Source organism: Streptomyces sp. NPDC015346 (genome assembly GCF_043078785.1).
In the GTDB taxonomy this organism is placed as follows: Bacteria; Actinomycetota; Actinomycetes; order Streptomycetales; family Streptomycetaceae; genus Streptomyces.
In genome coordinates this window covers 72,623-98,638 of record NZ_JBIBTW010000001.1, presented here as the reverse complement: position 1 = coordinate 98,638, position 26,016 = coordinate 72,623, and the positions used below count along the sequence as shown (strand labels likewise).

21 protein-coding genes and 1 tRNA gene are annotated in these 26,016 nt (G+C 71.3%); 9 read left to right on the top strand and 13 right to left on the bottom strand.

Features of this window, described 5'->3' with window-relative positions:
* Nucleotides 1–2: 2 nt before the first annotated feature.
* On the bottom strand, nucleotides 3–1,382 hold the full coding sequence (locus tag ACF06X_RS00400; protein ID WP_392284943.1) for an FAD-binding oxidoreductase: 1,380 nt from the start codon (nucleotides 1,380–1,382) through the stop codon (nucleotides 3–5).
* A gap of 109 nt (nucleotides 1,383–1,491) precedes the next feature.
* Here ACF06X_RS00400 and ACF06X_RS00395 point away from each other — a divergent pair, with 109 nt between their 5' ends.
* Nucleotides 1,492–2,949 carry a tetratricopeptide repeat protein gene (locus tag ACF06X_RS00395; RefSeq protein ID WP_392284942.1) on the top strand — a complete coding sequence of 486 codons (1,458 nt, stop codon included), beginning with the start codon at nucleotides 1,492–1,494 and terminating at the stop codon, nucleotides 2,947–2,949.
* A gap of 15 nt (nucleotides 2,950–2,964) precedes the next feature.
* Here the strand turns inward: ACF06X_RS00395 and hppD are convergent, their stop codons facing one another.
* Entirely contained in the window at nucleotides 2,965–4,110 is a 1,146-nt protein-coding gene (gene hppD, locus ACF06X_RS00390; RefSeq protein WP_392284941.1) for a 4-hydroxyphenylpyruvate dioxygenase, read from the bottom strand.
* A gap of 121 nt (nucleotides 4,111–4,231) precedes the next feature.
* Between hppD and ACF06X_RS00385 the strand changes: the two genes are divergently transcribed.
* Complete coding sequence (locus ACF06X_RS00385; protein ID WP_392284940.1) at nucleotides 4,232–4,705, top strand: Lrp/AsnC family transcriptional regulator; 474 nt, start codon at nucleotides 4,232–4,234, stop codon at nucleotides 4,703–4,705.
* 90 nt (nucleotides 4,706–4,795) lie between these two features.
* Here the strand turns inward: ACF06X_RS00385 and ACF06X_RS00380 are convergent, their stop codons facing one another.
* Both ACF06X_RS00380 and ACF06X_RS00375 read right to left on the bottom strand, forming a co-directional pair.
* A complete protein-coding gene (locus tag ACF06X_RS00380) occupies nucleotides 4,796–5,590 on the bottom strand; it encodes a S16 family serine protease (RefSeq protein ID WP_392284939.1) in 795 nt (264 codons plus the stop codon).
* A 42-nt stretch (nucleotides 5,591–5,632) separates the two neighbouring features.
* Nucleotides 5,633–6,826: an alpha/beta hydrolase family protein gene (locus tag ACF06X_RS00375; protein ID WP_392284938.1), complete on the bottom strand. Its 1,194-nt coding sequence runs from the start codon at nucleotides 6,824–6,826 to the stop codon at nucleotides 5,633–5,635.
* A gap of 75 nt (nucleotides 6,827–6,901) precedes the next feature.
* On the opposite strand from ACF06X_RS00375, the gene ACF06X_RS00370 reads away from it, so the two are divergent.
* Nucleotides 6,902–7,870, top strand: coding sequence for an ArsR/SmtB family transcription factor (locus ACF06X_RS00370; protein ID WP_392284937.1), 969 nt, complete (start codon nucleotides 6,902–6,904; stop codon nucleotides 7,868–7,870).
* 180 nt (nucleotides 7,871–8,050) lie between these two features.
* Here the strand turns inward: ACF06X_RS00370 and ACF06X_RS00365 are convergent, their stop codons facing one another.
* The 3 genes from ACF06X_RS00365 to ACF06X_RS00355 all read right to left on the bottom strand — a co-directional run bounded on the left by ACF06X_RS00365 (nucleotide 8,051) and on the right by ACF06X_RS00355 (nucleotide 12,599).
* The gene (locus tag ACF06X_RS00365) at nucleotides 8,051–8,692 is read right to left on the bottom strand and encodes an IclR family transcriptional regulator (RefSeq protein WP_392284936.1); all 642 of its coding nucleotides are present in this window, start codon (nucleotides 8,690–8,692) and stop codon (nucleotides 8,051–8,053) included.
* A 356-nt stretch (nucleotides 8,693–9,048) separates the two neighbouring features.
* The gene (locus tag ACF06X_RS00360; RefSeq protein ID WP_392284935.1) at nucleotides 9,049–10,839 is read right to left on the bottom strand and encodes a DEAD/DEAH box helicase; all 1,791 of its coding nucleotides are present in this window, start codon (nucleotides 10,837–10,839) and stop codon (nucleotides 9,049–9,051) included.
* A gap of 269 nt (nucleotides 10,840–11,108) precedes the next feature.
* Nucleotides 11,109–12,599 (bottom strand): MFS transporter, encoded by a 1,491-nt coding sequence (locus tag ACF06X_RS00355; RefSeq protein ID WP_392284934.1) that lies wholly within the window; start codon nucleotides 12,597–12,599, stop codon nucleotides 11,109–11,111.
* 262 nt (nucleotides 12,600–12,861) lie between these two features.
* Here ACF06X_RS00355 and ACF06X_RS00350 point away from each other — a divergent pair.
* The 6 genes from ACF06X_RS00350 to ACF06X_RS00325 all read left to right on the top strand — a co-directional run bounded on the left by ACF06X_RS00350 (nucleotide 12,862) and on the right by ACF06X_RS00325 (nucleotide 18,752).
* Nucleotides 12,862–12,933: transfer RNA gene (locus ACF06X_RS00350), tRNA-Cys, on the top strand.
* Nucleotides 12,934–12,994: 61 nt separating this feature from the next.
* Nucleotides 12,995–13,396, top strand: coding sequence for a hypothetical protein (locus ACF06X_RS00345; RefSeq protein ID WP_392284933.1), 402 nt, complete (start codon nucleotides 12,995–12,997; stop codon nucleotides 13,394–13,396).
* A 164-nt stretch (nucleotides 13,397–13,560) separates the two neighbouring features.
* Entirely contained in the window at nucleotides 13,561–14,487 is a 927-nt protein-coding gene (locus ACF06X_RS00340) for a serine/threonine protein kinase (protein WP_392284932.1), read from the top strand.
* 3 nt (nucleotides 14,488–14,490) lie between these two features.
* A complete protein-coding gene (locus ACF06X_RS00335) occupies nucleotides 14,491–16,656 on the top strand; it encodes a PQQ-binding-like beta-propeller repeat protein (protein ID WP_392284931.1) in 2,166 nt (721 codons plus the stop codon).
* Nucleotides 16,657–16,683: 27 nt separating this feature from the next.
* Nucleotides 16,684–17,175 (top strand): serine/threonine-protein kinase, encoded by a 492-nt coding sequence (locus ACF06X_RS00330; protein ID WP_392284930.1) that lies wholly within the window; start codon nucleotides 16,684–16,686, stop codon nucleotides 17,173–17,175.
* A gap of 71 nt (nucleotides 17,176–17,246) precedes the next feature.
* Nucleotides 17,247–18,752 (top strand): PQQ-binding-like beta-propeller repeat protein, encoded by a 1,506-nt coding sequence (locus tag ACF06X_RS00325; protein ID WP_392284929.1) that lies wholly within the window; start codon nucleotides 17,247–17,249, stop codon nucleotides 18,750–18,752.
* Nucleotides 18,753–18,792: 40 nt separating this feature from the next.
* Here the strand turns inward: ACF06X_RS00325 and ACF06X_RS00320 are convergent, their stop codons facing one another.
* The 6 genes from ACF06X_RS00320 to ACF06X_RS00295 all read right to left on the bottom strand — a co-directional run bounded on the left by ACF06X_RS00320 (nucleotide 18,793) and on the right by ACF06X_RS00295 (nucleotide 25,961).
* Nucleotides 18,793–19,473, bottom strand: coding sequence for a hypothetical protein (locus ACF06X_RS00320; protein ID WP_392284928.1), 681 nt, complete (start codon nucleotides 19,471–19,473; stop codon nucleotides 18,793–18,795).
* Nucleotides 19,474–19,486: 13 nt separating this feature from the next.
* Nucleotides 19,487–21,844, bottom strand: a complete 2,358-nt coding sequence (locus ACF06X_RS00315) for a hypothetical protein (RefSeq protein WP_392284927.1) — start codon at nucleotides 21,842–21,844, stop codon at nucleotides 19,487–19,489.
* Between the two features lie 18 nt (nucleotides 21,845–21,862).
* Complete coding sequence (locus ACF06X_RS00310; RefSeq protein ID WP_392284926.1) at nucleotides 21,863–22,288, bottom strand: hypothetical protein; 426 nt, start codon at nucleotides 22,286–22,288, stop codon at nucleotides 21,863–21,865.
* Nucleotides 22,289–22,480: 192 nt separating this feature from the next.
* Nucleotides 22,481–23,860, bottom strand: a complete 1,380-nt coding sequence (gene mycP / locus ACF06X_RS00305) for a type VII secretion-associated serine protease mycosin (RefSeq protein WP_392284925.1) — start codon at nucleotides 23,858–23,860, stop codon at nucleotides 22,481–22,483.
* A 28-nt stretch (nucleotides 23,861–23,888) separates the two neighbouring features.
* Nucleotides 23,889–25,397, bottom strand: coding sequence for a hypothetical protein (locus ACF06X_RS00300; protein WP_392284924.1), 1,509 nt, complete (start codon nucleotides 25,395–25,397; stop codon nucleotides 23,889–23,891).
* Between the two features lie 33 nt (nucleotides 25,398–25,430).
* Nucleotides 25,431–25,961: a hypothetical protein gene (locus ACF06X_RS00295; protein ID WP_392284923.1), complete on the bottom strand. Its 531-nt coding sequence runs from the start codon at nucleotides 25,959–25,961 to the stop codon at nucleotides 25,431–25,433.
* Nucleotides 25,962–26,016: the final 55 nt, after the last annotated feature.

The following is a 26,016-nucleotide window of genomic DNA, read 5'->3' as shown; positions in this document are numbered from 1 at the left end:
GTTCAGAAGAGCTTTCCTGGGTTCAGGATCCCCAGCGGGTCGAAGGTCCGCTTGATGCCCCGCTGCAGCTCCACGCCGACCGGCCCCAACTCCCGCGCCAGCCACTCCTTCTTCAGCACGCCCACCCCGTGCTCGCCGGTGATCGTGCCGCCCAGCGCGAGACCGAGCGCCATGATCTCGTCGAAGGACTCCCGCGCCCGCCGGGACTCGTCCTCGTCGGTGTGGTCGAAGCAGACGACGGGATGGGTGTTGCCGTCGCCCGCGTGCGCGCAGACGCCGATGGTCAGGCCGTACTTCTCGGCGATGGCGGACGTGCCGTCGAGCATCGCGGCGAGCTTCGTGCGCGGCACGCACACGTCGTCGATCATCGTCGCGGACTTGATCGTCTCCAGGGCGGTCAGGGACAGCCGGCGCGCCTGGAGGAGGAGTTCGGACTCGGCGGCGTCCTCGGCGGGTACGACCTCGGTGGCCCCGGCCGCGACGCACAGCTCCCCGACGGCGGCCAGATCGGCGGCCGGGTCAGGGGTGTCGAAGGCACACAGGAGCAGTGCTTCGGTGGTGTTCGGCAGCCCCATGTTCGCCAGCGTGTTGACCGCTTGGACGGTGGTGCGGTCCATCAGTTCGAGCAGCGACGGGGTGTGGCCGCGCTCCATGATCGCGCAGACGGCCTCGCAGGCGGCGGCCGCGGAGGGGAACTCGGCGGCGAGCGCGAGCTGTACGGGCGGGCGCGGCCGGAGCGCGAGGGTCGCCCCGACGACGATGCCGAGACTGCCTTCCGAACCGACGAAGAGCCGGGTCAAATCATATCCGGCGACCCCCTTGGCGGTGCGGCGGCCGGTGGAGAGCAGCCGGCCGTCGGCGAGGACGACGTCCAGACCGAGGACGTACTCCGCCGTCACTCCGTACTTCACACAGCACAGACCGCCGGACGCGGTGCCGATGTTCCCGCCGATGGTGCACATCTCCCAGCTGGAGGGGTCCGGCGGGTAGTACAGGCCGTGCTCCTCGACGGCCCGGGACAGGACGGCGTTGATCACGCCCGGCTCGACGACGGCGATCCGGTCGACCGGGTTGATCTCCAGGATGCGGTCCATCTTCACCAGCGACAGCACGACGCAGCCCTCGGAGGCGTTGGCTCCCCCGGACAGGCCGGTGCGCGCGCCCTGCGGGACGACCGGGACCCGCAGCGCGGTCGCGGTGCGCATGACGTGCTGGACCTGCTCGACGGTGCGCGGCAGCACGACGGCGGCGGGAGCGCCGGCCGCGCAGAAGCTCGCCATGTCGTGGGCATAGGAGGCGGTGACGTCCGGGTCGGTGATCAGGGCCTCGGCGGGCAGACCCGCGCGCAGTGCCTCGTGGAGCCGCGTCAGAAGATCGTCCATGCGTCCAGCGTGGCACCCGGGGCCATCGGTGTGAACCCGCCCGGCGTTCGGCTTCGCCGAGCGGAGTGGACGCTTCGTGTGCTCTTCGTACTGCCGCACAGTGAGCGCCATGAAGACGGAGAACGTGTCGAGGACGGTCCTCGCGGCCGGGGTCGGCGCGGTGTTCGCGGCGACGGCTCTGCTGTACGCCCCCGAGTTCGCCCCCGGCCTGTTCGACGACGGGCCGGCGCCCGCGCCGGGACCCGCCGCGCGGGCGGTGCTGGCGGCGAACGCGGGCACCCAGGCGTCGCTGCCCGATCTGACCGCGCTGATCAGTGACCGGGAGACCTGGCTGAAGAAGCATCCGGCCGACGACGCGTCATGGGCGGTGCTGGGGGCGGCGTACACGGAGCGGGGCGCGCGGCTCGGCGACGTCACGTACTACCCGCGGGCCGAACGGGCCCTGCGCCGCTCGCTGGAGGTGCTGCCGGCCGCGCGCGGGAACCTCGACGCGCAGCTGGGCCTCGGCGCGCTGGCCAACGCCCGGGGCGACTGGAAGACGGCGCGGACCTGGGCCGAGGCGGTCACGAAGAAGGACCCGAAGCGCTGGTCGGCGTACCCGGTGCTGATCGACGCGTACAACGGGCTCGGGCAGTACACGTCGGCCCGCAAGGCGATGGCCTCGCTGGAGGAGCTGCACTCGGGCGGGGCGGTCAGCGCGCGGGCGGCGCAGACCTACCGCGACCGCGGCTGGCGCGAGGACGCGTGGGCGGCGGCAACGGACGCGGTGGCCCAGGCGGACTCGCCCGCGGAGAAGGCGGCGGCGCTCGGCCGGCTCGGTGACCTGGCCTGGGAGCGGGGCGAGCCGGAGGAGGCGGTGGCGCAGTACGGGACGGCGCTGGGGCTCGTACCGGACCACGGTCCGTCGCTGGCCGGGCGGGCGCGGGCGCAGGCGGCGCTCGGCCGCACGGTCGAGGCGCTCCGCGACTACCGGGCGGCGCTGGAGCGGCTCCCGCTGCCGGAGTACCTCCTGGAGGCGGGCGAGCTGTACGAGTCGCTGGGCCTGGACGAGGAGGCGGAGTCCCGGTACGAACTGCTGCGGACGAGGACGTGGACGGACAGCCCGTACGGCGAGGTCGTCCTGGGGCTGTTCGAGGCCGACCACGGCGACGCGGAGGCGGCGGTGCGGCGGCTGAAGGACGAGTGGGAGCGCGGGCACCGGTCGGTGCGGGTGGCGGACGCGCTGGGCTGGGCGCTCTTGCGGGCCGGGGAGCCGGAGGAGGCGCTGGAGTACGCGAAGAAGGCGACCGACGAGGGGCTGCGGAGCGCGCTCTTCTCGTACCACCGGGGCGAGATCGAGCGGGCGTTGGGGGAGTACGGCCCGGCCCGTCGCCATCTGGCGGAGGCCCTGCGGATCAACCCGCGTTTCTCGCCGCTCCTCGCACCGAGGGCCGAGGCGGCGGTGGCGTCCCTCGGGGAGCCGCCGGACGAGCTCCCGAAGGAGCTGCGCCCGGCCGACGGCGGGGGCGGGGGCGAGGGCGGGGAGGCCCCGGCGCCCCGGGAGACCCCCGAGGCGCCGAGACCGTAGCCGTAGCCCTAGCCGCTACAGGTTGCCGCGCTTCTCCTGCTCGCGCTCGATCGCCTCGAAGAGGGCCTTGAAGTTGCCCTTGCCGAAGCCCATGGAGCCGTGGCGCTCGATCATCTCGAAGAAGACGGTCGGGCGGTCCTGGACCGGCTTGGTGAAGATCTGCAGCAGGTAGCCGTCCTCGTCGCGGTCGACGAGGATCTTCAGCTCGCGCAGGGTCTCGATGGGCACCCGGGTCTCGCCGGCCCACTCACCGAGGGTGTCGTAGTACGAGTCCGGCGTGTCGAGGAACTGGACGCCGTTGGCCCGCATGGAGCGGACGGTGGCGACGATGTCGTTGGTGGCGAGGGCGATGTGCTGGACGCCCGCGCCGCCGTAGAACTCCAGGTACTCGTCGATCTGCGACTTCTTCTTCGCGATCGCCGGCTCGTTGATCGGGAACTTCACCTTGAGGGTGCCGTCCGCGACCACCTTGGACATCAGCGCCGAGTACTCGGTCGCGATGTCGTCGCCCACGAACTCCTTCATGTTCGTGAAGCCCATGACCTTGTTGTAGAAGGCCACCCACTCGTTCATCCTGCCGAGCTCGACGTTGCCCACGCAGTGGTCGATGGCCTGGAAGGTGCGCTTGGCCGGCGGCTCGACGATCGGGTCGGCGGCGACGAAGCCCGGCAGGTACGGGCCGTCGTAGCCGGAGCGCTCGACGAGGGTGTGGCGGGTCTTGCCGTACGTGGCGATGGCGGCGAGGACGACAACCCCGTGGTCGTCCTTGAGCTCGTACGGCTCGGTGATGCCGGTGGCGCCGTGTTCGACGGCGTAGGCGTACGCGGCGCGCGCGTCGGGCACCTCGATCGCCAGGTCGATCACGCCGTCGCCGTGCTCGGCGACGTGGTCGGCGAGGAAGCGGCCCCAGTCGGTGGAGGCCTTGATGACGGAGGTGAACACGAAGCGGGCGGCGCCGTTCGTCAGGACGTAACTGGCGGTCTCGCGGCTGCCGTTCTCCGGTCCGGAGTACGCGACGAGCTTCATGCCGAAGGCCGTGGAGTAGTAGTGCGCGGCCTGCTTGGCGTTGCCGACGGCGAAGACGACCGCGTCCATTCCCTTCACGGGGAAGGGGTCGGCCTGCCGCGCCGTGGAGGGGGTCTGCTGGATGGTCTCAGTCATGGGGGCAGAGTCCCGCCGATCGGCAAGCTGCGCAATAGTTCGCCGGGCGACTGGGCAATATGCTCAGCGACCGGCCAGTAGAGCCGTTCGACTTGTACATCATGACCATGGGGAGACCGCTATGGCGATCGATCATCTGGACGGGCGTCTGATCGTGCTGCTCGCGCGGGAGCCGCGCATCGGAGTCCTGGAGGCCTCGCGACGCCTCGGCGTCGCGCGCGGCACGGTCCAGGCCCGGCTCGACCGTCTCCAGTCGAACGGCGTGATCCGGGGCTTCGGCCCGCAGGTGGACCCGGCCGCCCTCGGCTACCCGGTGACCGCCTTCGCGACCCTGGAGATCAAGCAGGGCCAGGGGCAGGACGTACGGGCCCACCTGGCGACCGTGCCCGAGGTCCTGGAGCTGCACACGACGACCGGCCACGGCGACATGCTCTGCCGCCTGGTCGCCCGCTCCAACGCCGACCTCCAGCGGGTGATCGACCGGGTCGTCGGCTTCGAGGGCATCGTCCGGGCCTCGACGGCGATCGTCATGGAGAACCCCGTGCCGCTGCGGATCATCCCCCTGGTGGAACAGGCGGCGGACGACGCGGACTGAGGTCCGGGGGGCGGGGGCGGGGGCGGGGATTGCGGGGGCCGGCGGGGAGAGGCTCCGACGACGGGGTTCCGGGTCGGCCGCCGACCGGGCTCAGCAGCTCGGGATCTGCTCTTCGCTCCCCCGCTCCAGCGCCTTGAGGGACGACACCGCGTCACCGAGCGTGGAGACCGGGATCAGCCGCATGCCCCGCGGCAGCTCGGCCTCCGCCTGGGAGCACTCCGCCTTCGGTACGAGGAAGACGCTCGCGCCGTCCCGTCCGGCGGCCTGGGTCTTCAGGGAGACCCCGCCGACCGCGCCGACCGTACCGTCGGGCTCGATCGTCCCCGTCCCGGCGATGGTCCTGCCGCCCGTCAGATCCCCGCCCGCTCCGTCGCCGGCGAGCTTGTCGACGATCCCGAGGGAGAAGAGGAACCCGGCGCTCGGCCCGCCGATGTCGGCGAGGTGGAGGGTGACCTTGATCTTCTTCGGGTCCAGCTTGAGATACCGGAGGGCGGCCAGGGTGGCCGCGTCCTGCGACTCCTTCATCTGGCCGAGGTTGTGCTTCTCCACCTCGGCGTCCGACTTGCCCGGCGGGTAGACCGAGTCGCGCGGCAGGACGGCCCGGTCGGTACGGAACCAGGCGTCGGCGACGGTCGCCAAGTCGTTCTCCACGCTCGGGCCGGTGGCCACGATGGTCGTCATCAGCAGCTTGCCCTCCGTCGGCCGGACCGGCGCCCCGCTGACCGTGATCACCGGCCGCCCCTCGTCCACGCCGAGCACGTCGGCGGTCGAACCGGGCTGTGCGATGGCGTACGGCAGCGGCGCGAGCCCGACGACGGCGAAGAGCGCGGCGACGGGCAGGGCGCAGAGCGCGAGCGCACGGGTGCGCGTGAGACGGGAGAGCACGGCCCCAATCTACTGGGCTGCTACCGGGCGGCTAGCGGATGGCTAGCGGACGGCCGATGACGAGCCCGCCGACCGGACATTCCGGGTGAAGAACGTACGTACCTGGCGGCGCACCGCCCGTACCGACGCCTCGGGTGCGATCGTGCCGACCATCTCGGTCCGCGCCTCGGTGGTCATCAGACCGGCGGCGTGGAGCTGCGGCACCAGAGCGGCGTAGTCGGTGAACACCCAGTGCGAGGCGTCGTCGAGCTGCCGGCGGCGGGTGCGGCCCCCGGGGTGGGCGAGCATCGCCGACCAGGAGCGGTCGAGCCGGGCGCCGCGGAAGCCGTCGGTGCCGAGCAGGAGCAGCGGCCGGTCGACGCCGTACCGGGCGACGGGGAACAGCTCGCCGTCCACCTGGTCCAGGTGGCCCTCCAGGTTCACGGCGGCGGCGATCCGCCGGTCGTCGTGGAGCGCCTGGGCGGCGGTGGTCCCGCCGGCGGAGTGGCCGTAGATCCCGGTCCGCTCCAGGTCCATGGCGCGGCCCAGCTCCCCCGGCAGGCTCTCCAGCCGGTCGAGTACGAAACGGATGTCCGCGAGCCGGGTGTCGATCATGGTGCGGAACTGCTCCGGCCCCGGCTCCCCGGTGAAGACGGTGGGGCGGACCTTGTCGCGCCCTGGCCGCTCGGTCGGGAAGTCCACCTCGCTCGCGTCCCCGGGGTGGTCGACGGTGACGACCACCCAGCCGTGGCTCGCGAGCTCCTCGGCGAGGCAGGTGCCCATGGTGCGGGCGTCACCGCCGCCGGGGCTGTAGAGCAGCACGGGCCAGGGGCCGGGGAGGACGGGGGCGCCGACGTGCGTGTGGGTGAGGGTGGCCGCCCAGTCGACGCCGGCGGCGGGCAGCCACCCGGGGCGCATCGCCGGGGCGAGGAAGGTGAAGAGGCCGGCGGCGCCCTCGGTCAGCTGCGGGGCACGCGGGAAGCCACGGACGGTACGGGCCGGGTGGAGAACGGTGACCATCACCTCCCGTACGCCGATCGCGGGCGCCCAGGGATCGTTGCGAGCGGGGTCGACCAGGTGCAGGACGGTGGCGCCGACTTCGTACGGGCCGGTGGGAGCGGGCAGCCGCAGGGTGAGGCCGGCGGCGTGCGCGGCGTGCGCCTCGATGGGGGTGAGTGCCAGGGCCGTGGCGGCGAGGGCGGCGGCCTTGACGACCGTACGCCGGGTCAGGGGGTGTTTCGGGAGGTGTGCTGTCATGTGGATCATGCTGGCGCCGGCCCGGTGTGCCGGGCGAAGGTTGAGGCCCTGACCGAAAGGCTTGCGAGGAGCGCGGTGTTACGGATCCATCTCACGGCCGAGGACGTCGCCCGGGTCCGGTTCGCGCCCCGGCCGGCCCCGGTGCAGGAGCTGAACGCGGCCTTCACGATGCTGTTCGACCGCCGCGACCAGCTGCTCTTCGGCCGCTGGCGACGGCGGGTGGTGAGGTCCCTGCCGGGCGCGGTCGAGCCGCTGGGGGATCTGGTGCCGGCGGGCCGGGCCCCGGTCTTCCTCGACGTCCTCGGCGAGACCCTCGACGAGGGCCTCGACCTGGTCGCGGCGGCGCGCCAGGAGCTGGTGCGGTCGGAGTTGGAGCGGGTGTACGCGGGGCAGCCCTCGCCGCGCTGGATCCGCGAGTTGCACGGGGGCGACGCCGACGCCTGGCGGGTGCTGCGCCGGGCACAGCGGGCCGCCTTCGAGACGGTGCTCGCGCCGGTGTGGCCGCTGGTGGGGGACCTGCACCGGGCGGAGTACACGCGGGGCGCCCTGGCCGTCGCCGAACACGGCGTCGGCGCGGCGCTGCCCGCGCTGGTGGCGGGGAGCCGGCTGCGCGACGGCGTGTGGGCGTGGCCGGCGCCGGGCGAACGGGACGTCAGGGTCGACGGCCGGGGGCTGGTCCTGCTGCCGACCTTCCACTGGACGGGCCGGCCGATGATCCAGGACCTGCCGGGCCGGCCGGTGGTCGTGACGTACGCGGCGGGCCCTGGCCTGCCTCTCGCGCGGGACGGGGCGCCCGACTCGGCCGACTCCCTGGCGACGGTCCTCGGCAGGACCCGCCTCGCGCTGCTCCTCCTGCTGTCCCGGGAACACACGACGACGTCCCTGGCCCGCCGCCTGGGCGTCAGCAACGCGACGGCCTCGGCGCACGCGTCGGCCCTGCGGGGAGCGGGCCTGATCACGACGTCGAGAGCGGGCCGATCGGTCCTGCACCGCCGCACGCCCCTGGGGACGCTGCTGGTGGGCGACGACCACCCGGACATCTGACGTCGTGCCCGCCGGGGCGCCGTTACGGCCGGGGCTGCCGGGACCGCTGGGGCGTCGTACCCGCCGGGGCGCCGTGCCCGCCGGGGCATCGTGCCCGCTGTCACCGCCAGGACCGGCGCCGCTGACGAGCGCCCGTACCTGACCTCGTAACGGCCGTAACTCCCGTAACCGCCGCGCGCCCTAGCGCAACGCGTCGGCGACCTCGCGGGCCGCGTCCACGACGCGCGGCCCGACCCGCTCCGGCACCGCGTCCGCGAGCATGACCACGCCCACGCTGCCCTCGATCCCGGTGACGCCGACCAGCGGAGCCGCCGCGCCGCTCGCGCCCGCCTCAAGCTCGCCGTGGGTGAGCGTGAAGCCGGGTTCGATCAGGCCGCCCTGCCGGGCCGCGAGAATGGCGCGGCCGGCCGCGCCCCGGTCCAGCGGGTGGCGGAAACCGGCCCTGTAGGCCACGTGGTAGTCGGTCCAGGTCGGCTCGACGACCGCGACGGCCAGCGCCTCCGCCCCGTCCACCAGGGTCAGGTGGGCGGTCGCGCCTATGTCCTCGGCCAGCGAGCGCAGCGCGGGCAGCGCGGCCTCGCGGACCAGCGGGTGGACCTGACGGCCCAGCCGCAGCACGCCGAGGCCGACCCGGGCACGGCCGCCCAGGTCACGCCGTACGAGAGCGTGCTGTTCGAGTGTGGCGAGCAGACGGTAGACGACGGTCCTGTTGACCCCGAGTTTGTTGGACAACTCGGTGACGGTCAGGCCGTGGTCGGTGTCGGCGAGCAGTTTGAGGACTCGAAGTCCCCGGTCGAGCGTCTGGGAGGTTTCCGCGGTCACGACGCCCTCTCCTTCGGAGTGAGTGACGGCGGACCTTCAAACGAGAGCAGCGGCGCCGGTCCCGCGGCGACGCACGTCAGAGGCCGCCGGCAGGCCATGCGCACCGGCTGCGCTCCGCGGCGGCGCTGCCACGGGGCGTTTGCATTGCGGGGACAGTAGCGAGCCACTCCGCTCAGCGGAAGACCTCGTCCAGAATCCGGGCGCCGACGACCGGATACAGCTGGTTCGGGTCTTAAGTCAGCCGGTCAGGCGAGTTCGGCGGACATGATCGGTTCCGGCATGGAGGGGGCGCCTGAGCGTGAAAGGGGCCCGTACGCACCTTCGCGTACGGGCCCCCGGCCGTTCGTGGACCGCGCTCACCGCATGCGGGTGGCCCACTCCTGCACCTTCTTGATCCGTTCGCGGATCTGCCCGGCCGTGGCCTCCGCGCTCGGCGGACCGCCGCAGACCCGGCGGAGTTCGGTGTGAACGACCCCGTGCGGCTTGCCGCTCTGATGTACGTACGCACCGACCATCGTGTTCAGCTGCTTGCGCAGTTCGAGCAGCTCCTTGTGCGAAACGACGGGCCGCCGCTCGGCCGGAAGCTCCAGGAGATCGGCCTCGCCGTCCGGCTTCTTGCGGCTGTGCGCGATCTGCCGTGCCTGCCGCTTCTGCAGGAGCAGCTGCACCTGGTCGGGTTCGAGGAGGCCGGGGATGCCGAGGTAGTCCTGCTCCTCCTCGCTGCCCGGGTGGGCCTGCATGCCGAACTCGGCGCCGTCGTAGAGCACCCGGTCGAAGACGGCGTCGGACTCGAGCGCCTCGAAGGGCAGCGTGTCCTGTTCGCCGGTGTCCTCGTCCTGCTGCTTCTCGGCCTCCGCCATCTCCTTCTCGGACTCGGCGTACGGGTCGTCCTCGCCGTTCTTCTTCGGCTTGTCGAGGACGTGGTCGCGCTCGACCTCCATCTCGTTGGCGAAGCCGAGGAGGTTGGGGATCGTCGGAAGGAACACGGAGGCGGTCTCGCCGCGCCTGCGCGAACGTACGAAACGTCCGACGGCCTGGGCGAAGAAGAGGGGGGTCGAGATCGTGGTCGCGTACACGCCGACGGCGAGGCGGGGGACGTCGACGCCTTCGGACACCATGCGGACGGCGACCATCCAGCGGTCGTTGCTCTCGCTGAACTCGTCGATCCGCTTCGAGGCGGCGGCCTCGTCGGAGAGGACGAGGGTGGCCTTGGTGCCGGTGATCTCGCGGATCAGTTTGGCGTAGGCACGGGCGGAGTCCTGGTCGGAGGCGATGACGAGCCCGCCGGCGTCGGGGATGCCCTTCCTGACCTCCGTCAGACGCTGGTCGGCGGCGCGGAGCACGTTCGGCATCCAGTCGCCGCGCGGGTCGAGGGCGGTGCGCCAGGCCTGGGAGATGGCGTCCTTGGTCATGGGCTCGCCGAGGCGGGCGGCGATCTCGTCGCCGGCCTTGGTGCGCCAGCGCATGTTGCCGCTGTAGCTGAGGAAGATGACGGGCCGCACGACGCCGTCGCCGAGGGCGTTGCCGTATCCGTACGTGTAGTCCGCCGAGGACCGCCGGATGCCGTCGTTGCCCTCCTCGTACGTGACGAAGGGGATGGGGTTGGTGTCGGAGCGGAAGGGCGTACCGGTCAGCGCGAGGCGGCGGGTCGCCGGGTCGAAGGCTTCGAGGCAGGCCTCGCCCCAGGACTTGGAGTCACCGGCGTGGTGGATCTCGTCGAGGATGACGAGGGTCTTGCGCTGCTCGCAGCGGTTGCGGTGGAGCATGGGCCGCACGCCGACACCGGCGTACGTGATGGCGACGCCCTGGTACTCCTTGCTGAGCGGCCCGGCGCTGTAGTCGGGGTCGAGCTTGATCCCTATGCGCGCGGCGGCGGCGGCCCACTGCTTCTTCAGGTGCTCGGTGGGTGCGACGACGGTCACCTGCTGGACGACATGGTGGTGCAGCAGCCAGGAGGCGAGGGTCAGCGCGAAGGTGGTCTTGCCGGCGCCGGGCGTCGCGACCGCGAGGAAGTCGCGGGGCTGCTCCTGGATGTACTTCTCCATGGCGCCCTGCTGCCAGGCTCGCAGCTTGTTGGCCGTACCCCAGGGGGCACGGCCGGGAAAGGCGGGAGAGAGGTGATGGGAGGAGGTGGCGGTGGTAGTCACGGTCTCCGGTTCGACGCTCGTCCAGATACGACAACCGGGCCACCCTACCGGTGCGCCCGCCGGCACCCGGCCCGGACGAGGCCGTGACCTCGCGCGGTGCGGCGAGAGTCACAGCCTCGCGTAGGCCGGTGCGCGGAGTCACAGCCTCGGGTAAGACCGGTGCGCGGAGTCACAGCCCCGGGTAAGCCGGTGCGCGAGAGTCACAGCCTCGGCTCAGCGCGCGAACGTGGGCGGCTAGGCCGCCGCGAACGTGGGCAGCCGCGCCGTGATCAGTTTTTCGACGCCTCTGCCTGATCCGGCCCACCGAGCCGCGTGGCGACCCACGCCCCCACCAGTGCCACCCCTGCCATCGGCAGGAACACCGCCGCGAAGGCCGCCGGGTGCGAGGCCGTGCTCGCGCCCGTGCTCGCGGTCGCGTGTGCCGTGTGGCCCACCGCGCCCCCGCCCAGCGCCGCGAACGCCGCGCCGCCCGCCGCCAGCAGCAACACGTTCGACAGGCCGTCCGAGATCTGGAGCGCCGCCGAGTTCGCACCCGCCTCCTCCGGCGCCGACAGCTTCAGGAGCAGCACGCTCGTCGAGGCGATGACCATGCCCATCCCGAGGCACCCGAACCCCCACGCCACCGCGACCACCCACACCGGCACCGAGGCGATCAGCACGCTCGGGGCGGCCGCGATCGCCGCCGCGACCAGGAGCATGCCGATCACGACGAGCCGCTCCCGGTACGGCTCCGTCCACGACCGCGACTGGAGGTAGGAGCCGAACGCCCAGGTCGCACCGCCGACGGCGAGCGACAGGCCCGCGAGCGTCGGACTCAGGCCCCGCTGGGTGACCAGCATGAGCGGTACGAACGACTCGGCGGCGATGAAGGACCCCGCCGCGATCCCCCGCAGCAGCACCACGGACGGCAGCCCCCGGGCCGCGCGGTACGTACCGCGCGGCAGCAGTCCGAGCGCCGCCGGCACGAGGAGCGCGGCCCCGGCCACGGCGGGGAGCAGCGAGAGCCAGCGCAGTTCCTGCCCCGCGTACTGCAGCAGCCCCGCCCCGGCCGAGATGCCGAGCGCGAGCCGGATCCGCCGCCGGTCGTACGGCGGCACCGGCGCCTCCGGGTCGGTCGGCCCGGAGGCGGTGCGCCGTATCGCGGGCAGGGCGAGTGCGAGCGGGAAGACGACGAGGACCGGGATCCCGACGAAGACCCAGCGCCAGCCGAGGTGTTCGGTGATGGTTCCGGAGGCGAGCGGTCCGACGACGGAGGGGACGACCCAGCTGGCCGCGAAGGCGGCCATGATCGCCGGCCGCAGCGTCTCGGAGTAGGCCCGGCTGACGACCACGTACAGCGCGACGATCACCAGGCCGCCGCCGAGCCCCTGGACGGCCCGGCCGAGGACGAAGAGCCACATCGTGCCGGCGGTGCCGGAGAGCAGGAGCCCAGCCGCGAAGGCGGAGATGCCGACGGTGAGCGGGGCGAGGGGGCCGCCGCGGTCGGACCACTGCCCGGACAGGACCATGGCGAAGAGGCTGGTGGTGAAGTACGCGGAGAAGGCGAAGGCGTAGAGGGGGATGCCGTTCAGCTCGCGGGCGGCGACGGGCATGGCCGTGCCGACGGCGGTCGCCTCGAAGGCGATGAGCAGGACGACGGAGACGATACCGATGCTGAGCGCCCGGTGGTCCCGGTCGAGTACGGATCCGCCCGTGCGCTCCGGGAGGGGGGCGTCGGCGGGCGGGGCGACGCCGGAGTCACGGGGGTCCAAGGCACTCATGCCCTTCAGAGTAAGGGGCATGGTGGCGGTAGGACCCTGTCGTCAGGATGGAGCCGGCTCGTCCCTTGGTCGTAGGCCGCTCCCATCAGGGCCGTACGACTGCCGCGCAGCTGCCACCCGACAACCGGACGACTGCCGCCCGACCGTGAACGGCGTATGGCAGTCGTGTTGCGGCCCGCCCGCCTCTCTTGAGCCGCCCAGCGGCGCCGCCCTACGGTCGTTCCAGGAACAGGAACAGGAACAGGAACAGCGCGACCAGCACGACCGTGTACCCGAGTGGTTCAGGGACTCGCCTGCAAAGCGAGTGACGTCGGTTCGAATCCGATCACGGTCTCTACGAGATCCCCCTCCATGGGATCTTCACAAGATCACACGGCCTGTGCCAGCATCCGGCCATGAGTGACACAGGCACAGGCACAAGCACAGGCGTACGTCGCAGACTTGGCGCTCTCGCGGGCGCCGGCATCGCGGTAGCCGCGCTGCCCGGCATCACGCTGGAAGGGGACGGAGCGGACGCGTTCCTCGCCGTCGTGATGGCGGGCCTGGTGATCGCCGTCCTCACCCAGCTCATCCACATCGGCCCGTCGGCCCCTGTTCCCGCTCCGGCCCTGCTGGCCTTCGCCGCGGCCGGGTTCGTCCAGGACTCCCTGATCTGGTGGCTGCTGTCCTGGCTGGGTGAGGAGATGGGGCTGATGCGGGTGGAGGGGTTCGGCACGATTCTGCTCGCGGGCCTGATCACGCGTACCTCGATCCTCGTGCTCTCACTGATCGGCGCCTCCCCGGCGACGGCGGACTGACGGACCGGCACCGGACCGGCACCGCGTGCGCCGTCGCCCACCGTGCGGTCACCCCGGGCGCGGTCACCGAGTGCGACCCCCCTCCCCCCTTTGAGTAGGCTCCTGTTGCTCCCGTGACCGACGGGGTGTCTGACACCGGGGCGACCGACGAGGGGGATGCGCACGTGGAACGGCCGCGCCCGCACGAGGATTCCGCGCGGCGGATCGGCCCGTACCGGCTGATCACCCGTCTCGACCCGCCGGCACCGCACCAAGGCCACGTCTCCTGCCGCCGGTTCATCGCCCGCAGCGCGGACGGCGACCGTACGGTGCTGCTCTCCGCACCCCTGCCCGGCGCGGACCCGGCCCGCTTCCTGACGGAGGCACAGGCGGGGCAGCGGCTCATGGCCCCGTGGATCGCCCCGGTCGCCGAGGTGTCGGACCCGATCGGCACCGCCCCGACCGCCCCCTCCCCCTGGTACGCGACGCCCTATCTGCCCGTACTCCCGCTCCCCGTGGCGCTGGCCGTGCACGGCGGCCCGTTGCCGGAGGGAACGGTACGGGCGATCGGCGCCGCCCTCGCCGAGGCGCTGGCCGCCGTGCACGCGCAGGGCGTCACGCACGCGGGTGTCTCGCCCGCCGCGGTGCTGCTCACCGCCGACGGCCCGCGGCTGACGTGCTTCGGCGCGGTACGGGCGGCGGCGCCGGACGGGCAGCCGCGGGCCGGGCTGCCGGGCCTCGATCCGGGCGCGCTGGCGCCCGAGCAGGCGTCGGGCGGGCGGCCCCGGCCGGCGGGAGACGTGTACGCGCTCGGTGCCGTCCTGGCGTACGCGGCCACCGGCCACACCGTCCCGGAACGCTCCGAACTCCCGCCCGCGCTACGGCAGTCGGTCACCGCCTGCCTCACCCGCGACCCCGCGCACCGCCCCACCGCGGCGGAGCTGCTGACGGCACTGGCGCCGCCCACCCCGCACGAGACGGTCCTCAGCTCGGCCGGGTCGCTACTGGCCCCCGGCTGGCTGCCCGGCCGGATCGTCGCGGCGCTCGCCCGGCAGTCCTCCGAGCTCCTCGCGGCCGAACTGCCGTACCACCCGCAGAACTCCAGGAACTAGCCGATGCTGTCACCGCTCACCCATGACGACCCGGCCTCGATCGCCACGTACCGCCTTCTGGCGCGCCTGGGCTCCGGCGGCATGGGCACGGTCTATCTGGCCCGATCGCCCGGCGGCCGTACGGTCGCCCTGAAGACGGTGCACGCGCGGCTGGCGGCCGACCCCGCGTTCCGTACCCGCTTCCGCCTGGAGACGGACGCGGCCCGGATCATCGGCACCCGGCACGGCGCGGCCGTCGTCGACGCCGACCCGCTGGCCGACACCCCGTGGCTGGCCACGGAGTACGTCCTCGGCCCGCCGCTCGACGACGCGGTCGCGCTGGCCGGCCCGCTCCCCGAACCGACGGTCCGCGCCCTGGGCGCGGCGCTGGCCGGCGGGCTGGCCCAGCTGCACTCCTCGGACGTGGTGCACCGCGACCTGAAGCCCTCGAACGTCCTGGTCACCGCGTACGGCCCGAAGATCATCGACTTCGGCATCGCCCGCGCGGCGGGCGACGACCGCCTGACGCGTACGGGAGCGGCGGCGGGCACCCCCGCGTTCATGTCCCCGGAACAGGCCGGCGGCCAGGAGCACACCCCGGCGGGCGACGTCTTCGCCCTGGCCGGCGTCCTGGTCTTCGCGGCGACGGGCCACGGCCCCTTCGGCACGGGTGCCCCGGCGGACCTCCTCTACCGCGTCCGCTACGCGGACCCCGACCTCACCGGCCTCCCCGCGTCCCTGCTCCCGCTCCTGACGGCCTGCCTCTCGAAGGACCCCTCGACCCGCCCCACGACGACCGACCTGACGACGGCCCTCCACGACGGCCGCGGCGACTTCGCGGACCACCTCCCACCCCTCCTCCTCACGGACATCGCCCACCGCGCCACATCGGTCTGGCTCCCCCACCCGGACCGCCTCCCCGCCCCGGCGGACGACCCGTACGCCCAGACGGCGCCTCCTCAACGGGCCGACCTCACCCGCCGGCTCTCGCGACGCTCCTTCCTGGCGCTCGGCAGCGGCGCGCTGCTCGCCGCGGGAGGCGGCACGTGGCTGTGGCAGAGCGGAAAGGTGAGAGAGGAGGAGAAGCTGCCCTCCGCTCCCCTGCTCGGCAACGCGCCGGCGTCACTGTGGATCCGGGACATGGCCGTGGGCGACGCGGACGAGCTCGGCGGTCCCCTCGTCATCGAGGACGCCGTGGCCATGGTGACCGGCACAGGGATCGCCGCACAGGACCAGGCGACCGGTGACAGCACGTGGTTCTGCACGGTGGAGACGTCAGCGGCGGCCGTCACCACGGACGGGAAGCAGATCTACGTCGTGCCGCAGAAGCGGCAGGACGTGCACAAGGACTTCGCCATCCATACCGTCGACCTGGACAACGGCGACCTCCGTCCGGCGTTCGCGCGGATCAAGAATCTCAACGCCAACATGTACTCCACGCAGTTGCTCTGTGTGGAGGACGGAGTCGTGTATCTGGCGGGCGGCGGCGGGACGATCGCGTCACCGCGGAAGTCGTACCTGCTCGCTGTCGACGTCGCCACGGGCAGGGAGGTGTGGCGGGTGGAGGTCGTCAACCCGGAGAGGGACACGACATACGTGGGAGCCGCGTCCGTACGCGGCGGCAGACTCGTCACCTACGAGTTCGGCAGCGAGGAATCCACCTCCCGCCTGGTCGTCCGGGACGCCCGGACCGGCGCCACGCGCTGGTCTCGGACGTTCCGGGGCGGACCCGGGGCCGGGATCGGCGACCGTCCCTGCATGGACGACGACCACGTGTACGTCGCGCGCGAGTCCCTCGTGGCCCACCGGCTCTCGGACGGGAGCCGCGCCTGGTCGCTCGCCGCCGGCGAGCGCGAGGCCTTCGGTGCCATGGCGCTCCGGGACGGTGTCGTCTACACCCTCGGTTTCCGGGGCGTCGTCGCCGTCGGCGCGTCCGACGGGAAGATCCGCTGGCGCGAGCAGGGCACCGGTGCGCAGACCCACGAGCAGACGCAGGACGACGTGACCCCGGTCGTGGGCGAACGGTACCTCTACAAGAAGATCGCGTCGGGACTCAGCGCCGTCGACCTCGACACCCACCGCAGCAGCTGGGTCTTCCAGACCGAGGTCAGCCGACTCGTCGCGCATGAGCGGGCCGGACGAATGTTTGCCGTGGGCGAGGACTTCCTGATCGCCCTTCCCCTCCAGTGACCCGTACAGACAGGACGTGACCCACCCATGAACCCCCTCGGTGTCGGCGATCCGCTGCGGCTCGGCCCGTACCGCCTCATCGGTGTACTGGGCGAAGGCGGCATGGGCAAGGTCTACCTGGCGACAGATCAGAGCGGCCGCCCCGCCGCGGTGAAGGTGCTCCGCCCCGAACTCGCGCACGACCAGCACTTGGCGCAGCGCTTCGTCCGCGAGGCCCACACCGCGCAGGCTGTGACCGGCAAGGGAGTCGCCCGCGTTCTGAGAGCGCAGATGGAGGGCGGCAGGCCCTGGATCGCCACCGAGTTCCTGGCCGGCCCCACGCTGGAGGAGGCCGTCGCCGCGCACGGGCCCCTCGACGACCAGGCCGTGCGCGCACTGGCCTCGTCGCTCGCCGAGACACTGGAAGCCATTCACGCGGCGGGGCTCATCCACCGCGACATCAAGCCGGCCAACATCGTCCTGACCTCGGACGGGCCCCGCGTCATCGACTTCGGCATCGCCCGGCCCCACACGGGCTGACCCTGACGACGACGGGGCAGATCCCTGTCACACCCGGCTACGGCGCGCCGGAACAGGTCCTCGGTCAGCGCGTGACGGGGGCCGCGGACGTGTTCTCGCTCGGCGCCGTTCTCGTGTTCGCGGCGACCGGCCGGCGCGCGTTCACAGGACCGCATGTCGCGGCCGTCCAGTACGCCGTCGTCCATGCCCAGCCCGATCTCGGCTCGCTCTCTCCGCAGCTGGCGGCACTCGTGGCGCCGTGCCTCGCGAAGGACGCCGCCCTTCGCCCGTCACCGGCGCAGATCGCCCGCGCCTTCTCCCCGTCCAAGAGCGCCCGGACGCTCTGGCGTCAGGGTTCCGTCTTCCAGGAGATCAAGCGGCGGGAGTCGGCGGTCCGCCGACAGACGGCCTCGGCCGAAACCTCGGTGGAGCGCCTGCCCGGCCGGCGCCGTTTCCTGGCCTGGGGTCTTGGAGCCGCCGTACTGCTGGGCGGTGGCGGCGCGTCCGCCTGGTGGCTCACGGAACGCGCCGCGAACGCGCTGCCGCCGGCCGGGGACGCTCCGGACGCCGCCCTGCTCAAGGCGGAGGACGAGAGAATCGAGCCGGAGCCGCTGTGGGGTCCGGTCGAAGCAGCCGCTCATGGCCCGCTGCCCACCCCGGTCGTCCTGCGGGACGTGGTGATCTTCGCTGCCAGGAACGGCGGCCTCACGGCCCTCAAGGTCACCGACGGGACGCAGAAGTGGACGCTGCCTCATCTGTCGGCGCGGGCGCGTCAGCTGGCCGTCGACGAGGACCATTTCGCGGCGGCGGACGAAGGCGGCCGACTCTTCTTCATCGAGGCGTCGACCAGCGCGGAGAAGTGGACGCTGGCGGACGCCGACGTGGCGATGCTCCTCGCCGCGGACCCTGGTGCCATCTACCTCCTCACGAAGAAGGGGAAGCTGCGGGCCGTCGACACGGCCGGCCGCACGGTGCGCTGGACCGGCCCCTCCGTCAGGACCACGGAGGACGACACCGGACCGCTCGCCGCGGCGGGGCGGAACCGCCTCGTCCTGTCCCTGCCGAGCGGCAACGTCTCCGCGGTGGACACCACGACAGGCCGCTCGGTGTGGGAGATCCGCGGCCAGGGCACAACCGCTCTGCAGCCTCTGGTCGACGGCGACACCGTCTACCTCGGCGGCCGGACCCTGACCGCTGTGTCCCTCGTCGAAGGGCGCCGGCTGTGGGCGGCGGATGCCAACTCGAAGCCGGAGGGCACCGAGGGCGGCTGGGGTCCGCCCGCCCTCGACGGGGACGGGGTCGTCGCGGCCGACGGCCCCTTCGTCTACCGGTTCAGCACGTCCGGGACGCGGGACAGCGCACTGTTCGCCGGCCTGAACGGCACGCGGTCTCCCCTGACCCCTCCCGTGATCCAGGGGAACTGCATCTGGGTGATCGAGGGCCTGCCGGAGTTCGGCGTCTCCGCCCTGTCCAAGCCGAGCGACGAACGCGTCTGGACCTACGAACGGGAAGACCGCGGCCCCTGGACCATGACGGGCGCCGGCAACCGGGTATTCCTCATCAGCCGCGGCAAGGTCGTGGCCATGCCGGTCTTTTGACGGGCCGACCACCCCCGGGGAGGCCCGAGGGGCCGTCGCGTCATGGGTGCTTGAGCGCGGGCCTCGGCGCGAGACCGCCGTCACCATCACAGCCCAACCGCTGTGCCACGGCCCGCGCCGCAGCATGCACGACCGTGGCGTTGGCGTCCTTCAGCGCGCCCGCCTCGCCCTTCGGGGCCCGGGCGCTCTCCACCGACGCGAGGAGATACGCCGGAGTCTGCCGGGATCCGCTGAGCCGGTCGCTCACGCACGAGAACCACAGATACGCCCTCTGCGTCCCGACCGAGGCCCGCACACCCATCTCGTACCGCTCCAGCGACGCCGCGATCGCCCCGTCGCCCTCCGCCTCCCCCGCGTCGGAGAGACGGAACTCGATCCGAACGTCGGCAGGGCCCGCGCCGAGGTTCTTCTCCGTCGAAATCGCGCAGAGACCGACCGGATCCCGCTTGTGGGGCGGTGTGCTCAACGGTGCCCAGTGCGCGATCAGCTCATCGGCCGCCGCGCCCGGATTCTCACCGGGATCGGTCGGGTGCAGCGCCGAGCCCCCGGTCAGCAGCCCCAGCGCCACCCGTGCCGGGGCCGAGACCGCACCCCCACAGAGCTGCGCCCCGACGTCCGTCGCCCCGGCCTCCTTGCCATTCGTACCGCCACCGCACCCCACGCCACCGAAGAGAACCCCGGCAACCACCACGGCGGACAGCGCCTTCCCGCGCTCTCTCATCTGGTTCACCCTGTCACTCGGTCTCGGGGTCCTGCCCCTGCTGGTCTTCCTTGGCGTTGCCATTGATATATCCGAGGTTGGCTGATTCCTTCAGGTCCTGGCCGAAGTCGCTGTCAGGCGCGACCTGGTGGCGCTCCATGAAGTCCCTCAAGGCCGCCTTCGAGTTTTCCTCGCCCGCCGTGTAGATGTTCGTCTTCTGCTCACGGATCTGTTCGTCGACCTTGTCCTTGTGCTCCTCCTGCTTCGCGTCAGACCAGTCGCCGATGAACTGACCGGACAGCTGCTCCAGAGCACCGCTGCCGGTATCCACTGCGAGCGGGACGAGGATGGCCGCGGCTCCGGCGGCAGCGGCCGTCGCCGGCAGGAACGCGACGCCGGCGCCGATGGCGGCGGCCGCCCCGAACTCCATCCACCCCGCGCGCGCCTCCAGGGCCTTGTTGTAATCCTCGTCCTTCTTGAGGTTCTCTGCGGTGACCTGGTCGGCTCGCGACTGGTCGAGGATGCCCTGCACCTCCGCTCCCGTGTAGATCGCGGAGCGGGCGTGGCCGGTGTCGATCTTTCCGTTGGCGTCGACGGCGTGGGCGTCCAGCATGCCGTTGGTGTAGATCCGCTCGGCCGTCGCGATCGTCGCGTAGGAGTCGGGGTGTTGTCCCAGCGTGCTGAGGAAGTTGAGTGCGCCCTGGCGGCCGAACTCTGCGTGATTCTTCGGGTCGCGGGCCTCCGGGTACTTCTCGGAGTTCGCGTTCTCCGGCGCGTACATACTCTGCGGGTTGTTCTCGTTGAGCGCCCAGTTGATGTCGTCGATGTATCCGGCCCCCATGGTGCCGAGGCTGTCGGCCATCGCCTCCTGCTTCTTCAGCAGGCCCGGGTCCGTGCCGTATTTCTCGACGACCTTCTCCATGATGTCGACCGTCGTCTCGTCCTTGACGAGCTTGGGGGACGGGTCGTCCCAAGCGTGGCCGAGCGTCGCCGCCTCGAGCGCGTGGCCCAGCGCATCGGGCATGTAGGCCATGGACTTCTTGGCGTCGTCTGGGTGGTGGCCGTCGATGTCAGGGAAGAACTCGTACTTCTCGTTACCGAAGAAGTCGAGGTAGTTGTCGATCTTGTTGCCGTCCTTGTCCTTGCCGAGGTTCAGTTCACCGCCGGGCGCCCCGTCCTTGTTGTACGCGGTGGGATCGGCTGAAAAGAACTGCTTCGCGGCCTCAGGACTGTGTCCGAGCGCCTCCAGCATCGACACCATGGGGTCGTAGCCCGCTCCGTTGACCCCGGAAGGGTTGAAGGGGCTCTTCTGCCAACCGCCGATCGCCTTGTTGTCGGCGAACATGTACGGGTCCTTGGCATGCAGCTGGGCTACATGCTCGGCGATCGGGTTGAGGAACTTCGGGTCGTAGTTGCCGTTGCGCATGATGCCGCCGAGCAGCTGGTAACCGAACGGTCCGTTGTAGTCGTTCTTGGCCAGCGGAATGCGTTCGGTGCCGAGCTTGCGCATCTCGGCGGACCAGTTCTCCGTCCACTTGTCGCCACCCTGCGTGGCTGCGGCAAGGTTGAGACCGAGGTTCCTCTGAAGCTCCTGGACGTCCTTGAGACGCTGCTCGTCGAGCTTGCCGTACTCATACGTGTCCGTCGACAGCTGCCCGAAGAACTCGAGTGAGCCCTTGACCCCGAGCCCGTTGTAGAACGTCCGCGAGAAGTCCTTGGAAGAACTGTTGTCCTTGAGCAGCTCGTTGAGCCGCTCCAGCTCCTCGTGTGAGAGGTCGCGGCCCTTCTTGGCCAGGTCGAGTGCGCGCTGCGCCTCTTCGGCGTCGATGCTGCCGTACCTCGGCGCGCTGAAGTTGTGCTTGTCGCCGGTGATGTTCGCCTTCAACGCGTTGGAGCAGGCCACATCGGCGTCGTCACAAGTCTCGAGAATCGCGTCGATCCGCCGCTGCATCGCCTCGATCGCAGCGCGCTGCTTGCGCAGCGCCTCGGGGTAGTCCGGGTCGTGCCGGGCCCCATTGTCCTTCTCCAGCGGATACGCGGCCTCGACCTTGCCGTTCTTGACGACGAGATGCTGAGCGGGGGCGTCGACGTCGACGATCTTCTTGAGGTCGTCCTTCGCCTTCTTGAAGGCGTTGTAGCCGTCATCGAGGATCCTGTGGATACCGCCGGCGGCCTTCGCCGCGTCGTCGAACTCCTTCGCCGTCTTGTCCACGAACGGCTTCGTCACCTCGGCGTTCACACCACGCCAGTACTCGTCCCTGGCCTTGGCGGCCATGGTCGTACGGGCGTCCTCGGCGAGCTTGTCCAGCTTGCCCTTCATCTCCGACCAGTTGTCGGCCGCGGCCTTCATCTTGTCGAGAGGCGCCTGGTAGACGTTGTCAAAGGTCAGCACGGCTCCTGCTCCCCGCCCCTACTTCAGATACTCGTTGATCTGGGAGGCGGCGAGGGCCGCCTTGATGTCGGCTTCTTCCTTGGCGTGCGTCGCGGCGCTGTAGTCCAGATGGTTGGAGATGTTGGCGCAGGCGTCGAGCAGAGTGCTGAGCTGAGAACTCCATGTCTCCTGCACGGTCGCCATCGCGGACCCGGTACGGAAGCCGCTGGTGGACATACCGGTCGCCGCCTCCGAGGTGTTCGTCCGGGCGTGGTTCCCGTCCTTCACCAGGCGGCCGTGGAGCGCGTAGGCGGCGCTGCCGATGGCACCGAGCTTGTCCTGATCGACACCGAGGTCGGCGTTCCCGCTGCCGCCGCCGGGGTCGGCCGGCACCTGATTGAGCCGCATGCTCACATCGGCCTGGGCCTTGGTGCGCACGGACGCCCACTCGTCGTCGAACGACATGACTCCCCCGAAGTGGTGGCCTTCTCGACTTCGCCTCAGCAAGTTTCGTCACCCACGGAGACGGGATGATCCTAGCCCGCCCATGCCGTACCCGCCGCTCTCCTCTTGGAAATGCAAGGCGTTCCCGGCTCCTTCACGACCTGCGCACGAGTGCTTCACGCTCGCAATCGCCGGCCCCCAAAAAGCGGTGCCTCAGCCGGTCTGACCCGGTCCGGGGGGCGGTCCGTAAGGCGGGTTCTGCTGGTACGGGGCCGGCTGGGGCCGGTGGCCGTAGGAGGGGGCGTACTGCGGCATCACCGGAGGCTGCGGAGCGAGAGCGGCGCCGCGACGACGGGCGCGGAGGACGAGGACCACGACCGCTCCGCCGACGAGCAGCGCGGCACCGACGCCGAGTGCGATCCAGAGGCCGGTGCCGCTGCCGTTGTCGGACGCCGCGACGGGGGCCGCCGTGGCCGGCTTGTCGCTCTCCGCACCCTTGCCCTGCTCTGCCGGAGCGGGCGCGGAAGAGGCGCTCGCGGACGGCGTCTTGGGCTCGGCAGCGGCGAGATCGGGCAGCGGGTAGACATCGGCGGGTCCGGGATCCCCGGGCGTCGTCAGGGCGATACGGGGCCGCACCGCGCCGTAGCCGATGAGATCGGTGCGCTTCTCTCCGCTCTTGGGCTTGCCCGCGGTGTTGAGCATGACGCGGAGGACCTGGTTGTTGGTCCAGTCGGGGTGCTCGGCCCAGATGAGCGCGGCGGAGGCGGAGGCGAGCGCGGTGGCGTTACTGGTACCACTCCCGTCGCAGAGTTGAGTGTTCTTGGAGCAGGCGCTCACCGTGCTCTCTGCGGGAGCAGCGACATCGACATGAGGGCCGGTCTGAGAACGCGGCCACCAATCAGCCTTCCTGTCCAAGCCGCCGACCCCAACAACACCAGGAGTCGCCGCCGGGTACTCCACCTCGTTACCGGCATCTGCGGTGTTGCCGACAGCCGCGAAGATGAGCTTGTTCTTCGACAGCGCATACCGCACCGAGTCGGCCAGCTCCGGCCCGGGAGTTCTGGAGTCTCCTACGGAGATGTTGATGATCTTGGCTTTCGAATCTGCCGCGAACCGGATGGCTGTTGCCATACTCTGGGAGTAAGTCTCCCTGACCCTGTTCTTCTGCTGCCAACGCTCTTGGTTGTAGGGAACGCGGATGGGTAGAATCTTCGCCTTCGGCGCCAGGCCGAACGAACCCTGTACGGCTCCACGCGCACCGGTGGCGGCGATCAGGGCCGCCATACCCGTGCCGTGATCGTCGATGTCGTTGTTCTCGTCACCGGAGAGAAGCGAATAGTCCTTGCCCGGTAGGACTTGGCCGCGCAGATCGGGAATGGTGTCGTCCACACCCGAGTCCAGCACGGCCACGATGACGCCCTCGCCCTTGCTGACCTTCCACATCTCGTCGGCCTTCATGGCATCCAAATGCCATTGCTGGTCACGAACGGTCTCCGCATGGGCCGGCGTCGCGCCGATGCCCAGCAGTGTCAGGGCCATGGTTGCTGCCACGAGGGAACCGGAACCGATGGCCCGTCCACTGCTGGTCCGCATGCGCTTCTCCGTGTCCTTGCCTATGAGATCAGTCGACGACCGGGGGGACGATACGACGGCTACCGGGCTGCCACGTCTCCTCTTCCTCGACCAGGTAGTCGGGACGCTCCCCGTTCCGCTCGTCGCGACGTTCGTCACCGGCGCGGGTGCCGGGCTGGCCGCCCCGGACGAGTCCGGAACCGCCCGGGGTGAACGGTCGTGCACCGCCCTGGCCCGCGTGCTGGGCGCGACCGCCGACGACGCCGCCGGTCTCCGTGGCCAGACGCCGGCCGGCAGCGGTTCCACCCTGCCCGCCGATGCCGCCATGACCGCCGACCATGCCGCCGCCCGCCATGCCACGCCCGTAGCCACCACTTTCGGTGCCGATCACGGTGCCACGCGGAATGCCGCCGGTCGGTCGGCCCGAGTTCGGCGGTACCGCGCGGCCTCCGACGATGCCGGTGTCACGCGGCATGCGCGAGGCAGTGGTCCCGCCGGGAGGCATTCCGGGCCCGGTGATGCCACGCATACCGGGCGCTGTCCGCCCGGTCCCAGCCGGCGGCAGACCTCCCTGGGTGCCGCCGGGGTAGGTCGTCGGCGGGAACGGCGTTGCGATACCCGTGTGCGGGCCAAGGCCCTCGGGCCTTGGCCCAAGCGTGGTGGGCGGTGCCGTCGGGCTGGTTGGCCGCTCGGGCAGGGTCGCGATGCCGTCGATCTCCATGTCGACCGGGCGGTCGGGAAGAACCGTGCCGGGCCGAATGGGATCAGCGGGCCGCAGGGGATCAGCAGGCCGGACGGTACCGCTGTCGACGGTGCCCGTGACAGAATCTTCGCTCTTCCCTACCGACTCGGTGCGCCCGGTGGAATCGTAACGATCGGTCGTCGACGACGTCTTGCTCGTGGACGAGCTGCTAGGCAGCTGCCGATAGCTGTCTCCTGCGCGCCACGCACCGCCCAAGTACCCCGCCGGAGGCGGAAACTCCGGTACCGGCTCCTTGTTGATCTGCTGCCCCGAGTGCGTGTACGTCTGCCCCAGGCTCCGCAGCTTCATCATCGCCGCGATGCGCGTGGCCTCGCGGGTCGCTTCCGCCGCCGCCATCTTCGACGAGGCGTCCTTGGCCGCGTCCTTGCCCCCGTCCGGGTCGTGCTTCGCCGCCTGCAGGGCCTTCTGGGCGCTCGTGTAGCTGCTCTGCGCCCCCGCGCTCGACTTGGCCAGGCCGTCCACGCCGCTCGACGCCTCGGCGATCGCCTGGGCGACGTCGCTCAGGCAGGTGCCCGCCTTCTTGGCGTACTCGCCGAGCTTCATCGTGGCCAGGGCCGTCGCTCCGGTCCACTCCACGAACGCGTCCGCGCCCTCGCCGTCCCAGCGCAGCAGGGACGCGCGGAGGCGGAGGTCCGTGCCGATCGAAAGGATCTCGTCGCCCGCCGCCGTGAGCTTCTGGGACAGGAGGCTGGCCCTGTCCTTCTGCAGCGGGGTCAGCATCGCAAGCAGCTGCTCGTTGGTCAGGCCTTCGAGCGGCGTCTCCTGCGCCTGCGGTGTCTCCGGCTTGCTACCCATTCGACTCTTCCCCCGTTTCCTTCTGGAAGTGCACTAGTAGTCGCTCTCGCCGCCGGGCGACGTCTTCTCCGGGAGCGGCTGGTCGGACGAGCCGCCCATGCCCTTCGCGCCGGCCCTCTGGTCGTCCCGCTTCTGGATGTCGGCGATCTCGCTGTTCAGCCGCTTCATCCGGGCGCGGATGTCGTCGTCGATGGACTGGTACCCGTTCTGCGAGGCGTGGATCGCGAGCTTCATGCTCTCCATCTGCAGTTCCAGGACCTTCGAGAACTTCACCAGCTGGTCGCGGACGACGTTGTACGAGCCGTAGAGGAACTCGGCCTCCTTGAACCCGGGCCCCCCGAGCCGGTCCGGCTCCAGCCATTCGTCACCGATCTTCGCCGGACCGGCCTGTGACGTGCCGAAGTCCTCCAGAAGCTTGTCGACCCGCTTCTTGAGGCTGTCCATCTCGCCGAGTTCGACGACCAGTTTCTTCGCGGCCGCGGCCACGCCGAACACCCCGCCGACTATGGGCGGGAAGAAACCCGACGTACCCCCGCTCGACCCGCCCTCCGTCGCCTCCGCCATCGACGCCTCCCCGTATTAACAAAGCCTAGAAGTCCACTGTACCGAGGAGGAGTGA

What these genes read in the sequence shown, in the direction of transcription:
- ACF06X_RS00345 (WP_392284933.1), top strand. Translation starts at nt 12,995, where the DNA reads ATGAGTGACACAGGCACAGGCACAAGCACAGGCGTACGTCGCAGACTT.
- ACF06X_RS00385 (WP_392284940.1), top strand. Translation starts at nt 4,232, where the DNA reads ATGGCGATCGATCATCTGGACGGGCGTCTGATCGTGCTGCTCGCGCGG.
- ACF06X_RS00320 (WP_392284928.1), bottom strand. Translation starts at nt 19,473, where the DNA reads ATGAGAGAGCGCGGGAAGGCGCTGTCCGCCGTGGTGGTTGCCGGGGTT.
- ACF06X_RS00395 (WP_392284942.1), top strand. Translation starts at nt 1,492, where the DNA reads ATGAAGACGGAGAACGTGTCGAGGACGGTCCTCGCGGCCGGGGTCGGC.
- ACF06X_RS00300 (WP_392284924.1), bottom strand. Translation starts at nt 25,397, where the DNA reads ATGGGTAGCAAGCCGGAGACACCGCAGGCGCAGGAGACGCCGCTCGAA.
- ACF06X_RS00375 (WP_392284938.1), bottom strand. Translation starts at nt 6,826, where the DNA reads ATGACAGCACACCTCCCGAAACACCCCCTGACCCGGCGTACGGTCGTC.
- mycP (WP_392284925.1), bottom strand. Translation starts at nt 23,860, where the DNA reads ATGCGGACCAGCAGTGGACGGGCCATCGGTTCCGGTTCCCTCGTGGCA.
- ACF06X_RS00400 (WP_392284943.1), bottom strand. Translation starts at nt 1,382, where the DNA reads ATGGACGATCTTCTGACGCGGCTCCACGAGGCACTGCGCGCGGGTCTG.
- ACF06X_RS00330 (WP_392284930.1), top strand. Translation starts at nt 16,684, where the DNA reads ATGAACCCCCTCGGTGTCGGCGATCCGCTGCGGCTCGGCCCGTACCGC.
- ACF06X_RS00295 (WP_392284923.1), bottom strand. Translation starts at nt 25,961, where the DNA reads ATGGCGGAGGCGACGGAGGGCGGGTCGAGCGGGGGTACGTCGGGTTTC.
- hppD (WP_392284941.1), bottom strand. Translation starts at nt 4,110, where the DNA reads ATGACTGAGACCATCCAGCAGACCCCCTCCACGGCGCGGCAGGCCGAC.
- ACF06X_RS00310 (WP_392284926.1), bottom strand. Translation starts at nt 22,288, where the DNA reads ATGTCGTTCGACGACGAGTGGGCGTCCGTGCGCACCAAGGCCCAGGCC.
- ACF06X_RS00355 (WP_392284934.1), bottom strand. Translation starts at nt 12,599, where the DNA reads ATGAGTGCCTTGGACCCCCGTGACTCCGGCGTCGCCCCGCCCGCCGAC.
- ACF06X_RS00335 (WP_392284931.1), top strand. Translation starts at nt 14,491, where the DNA reads ATGCTGTCACCGCTCACCCATGACGACCCGGCCTCGATCGCCACGTAC.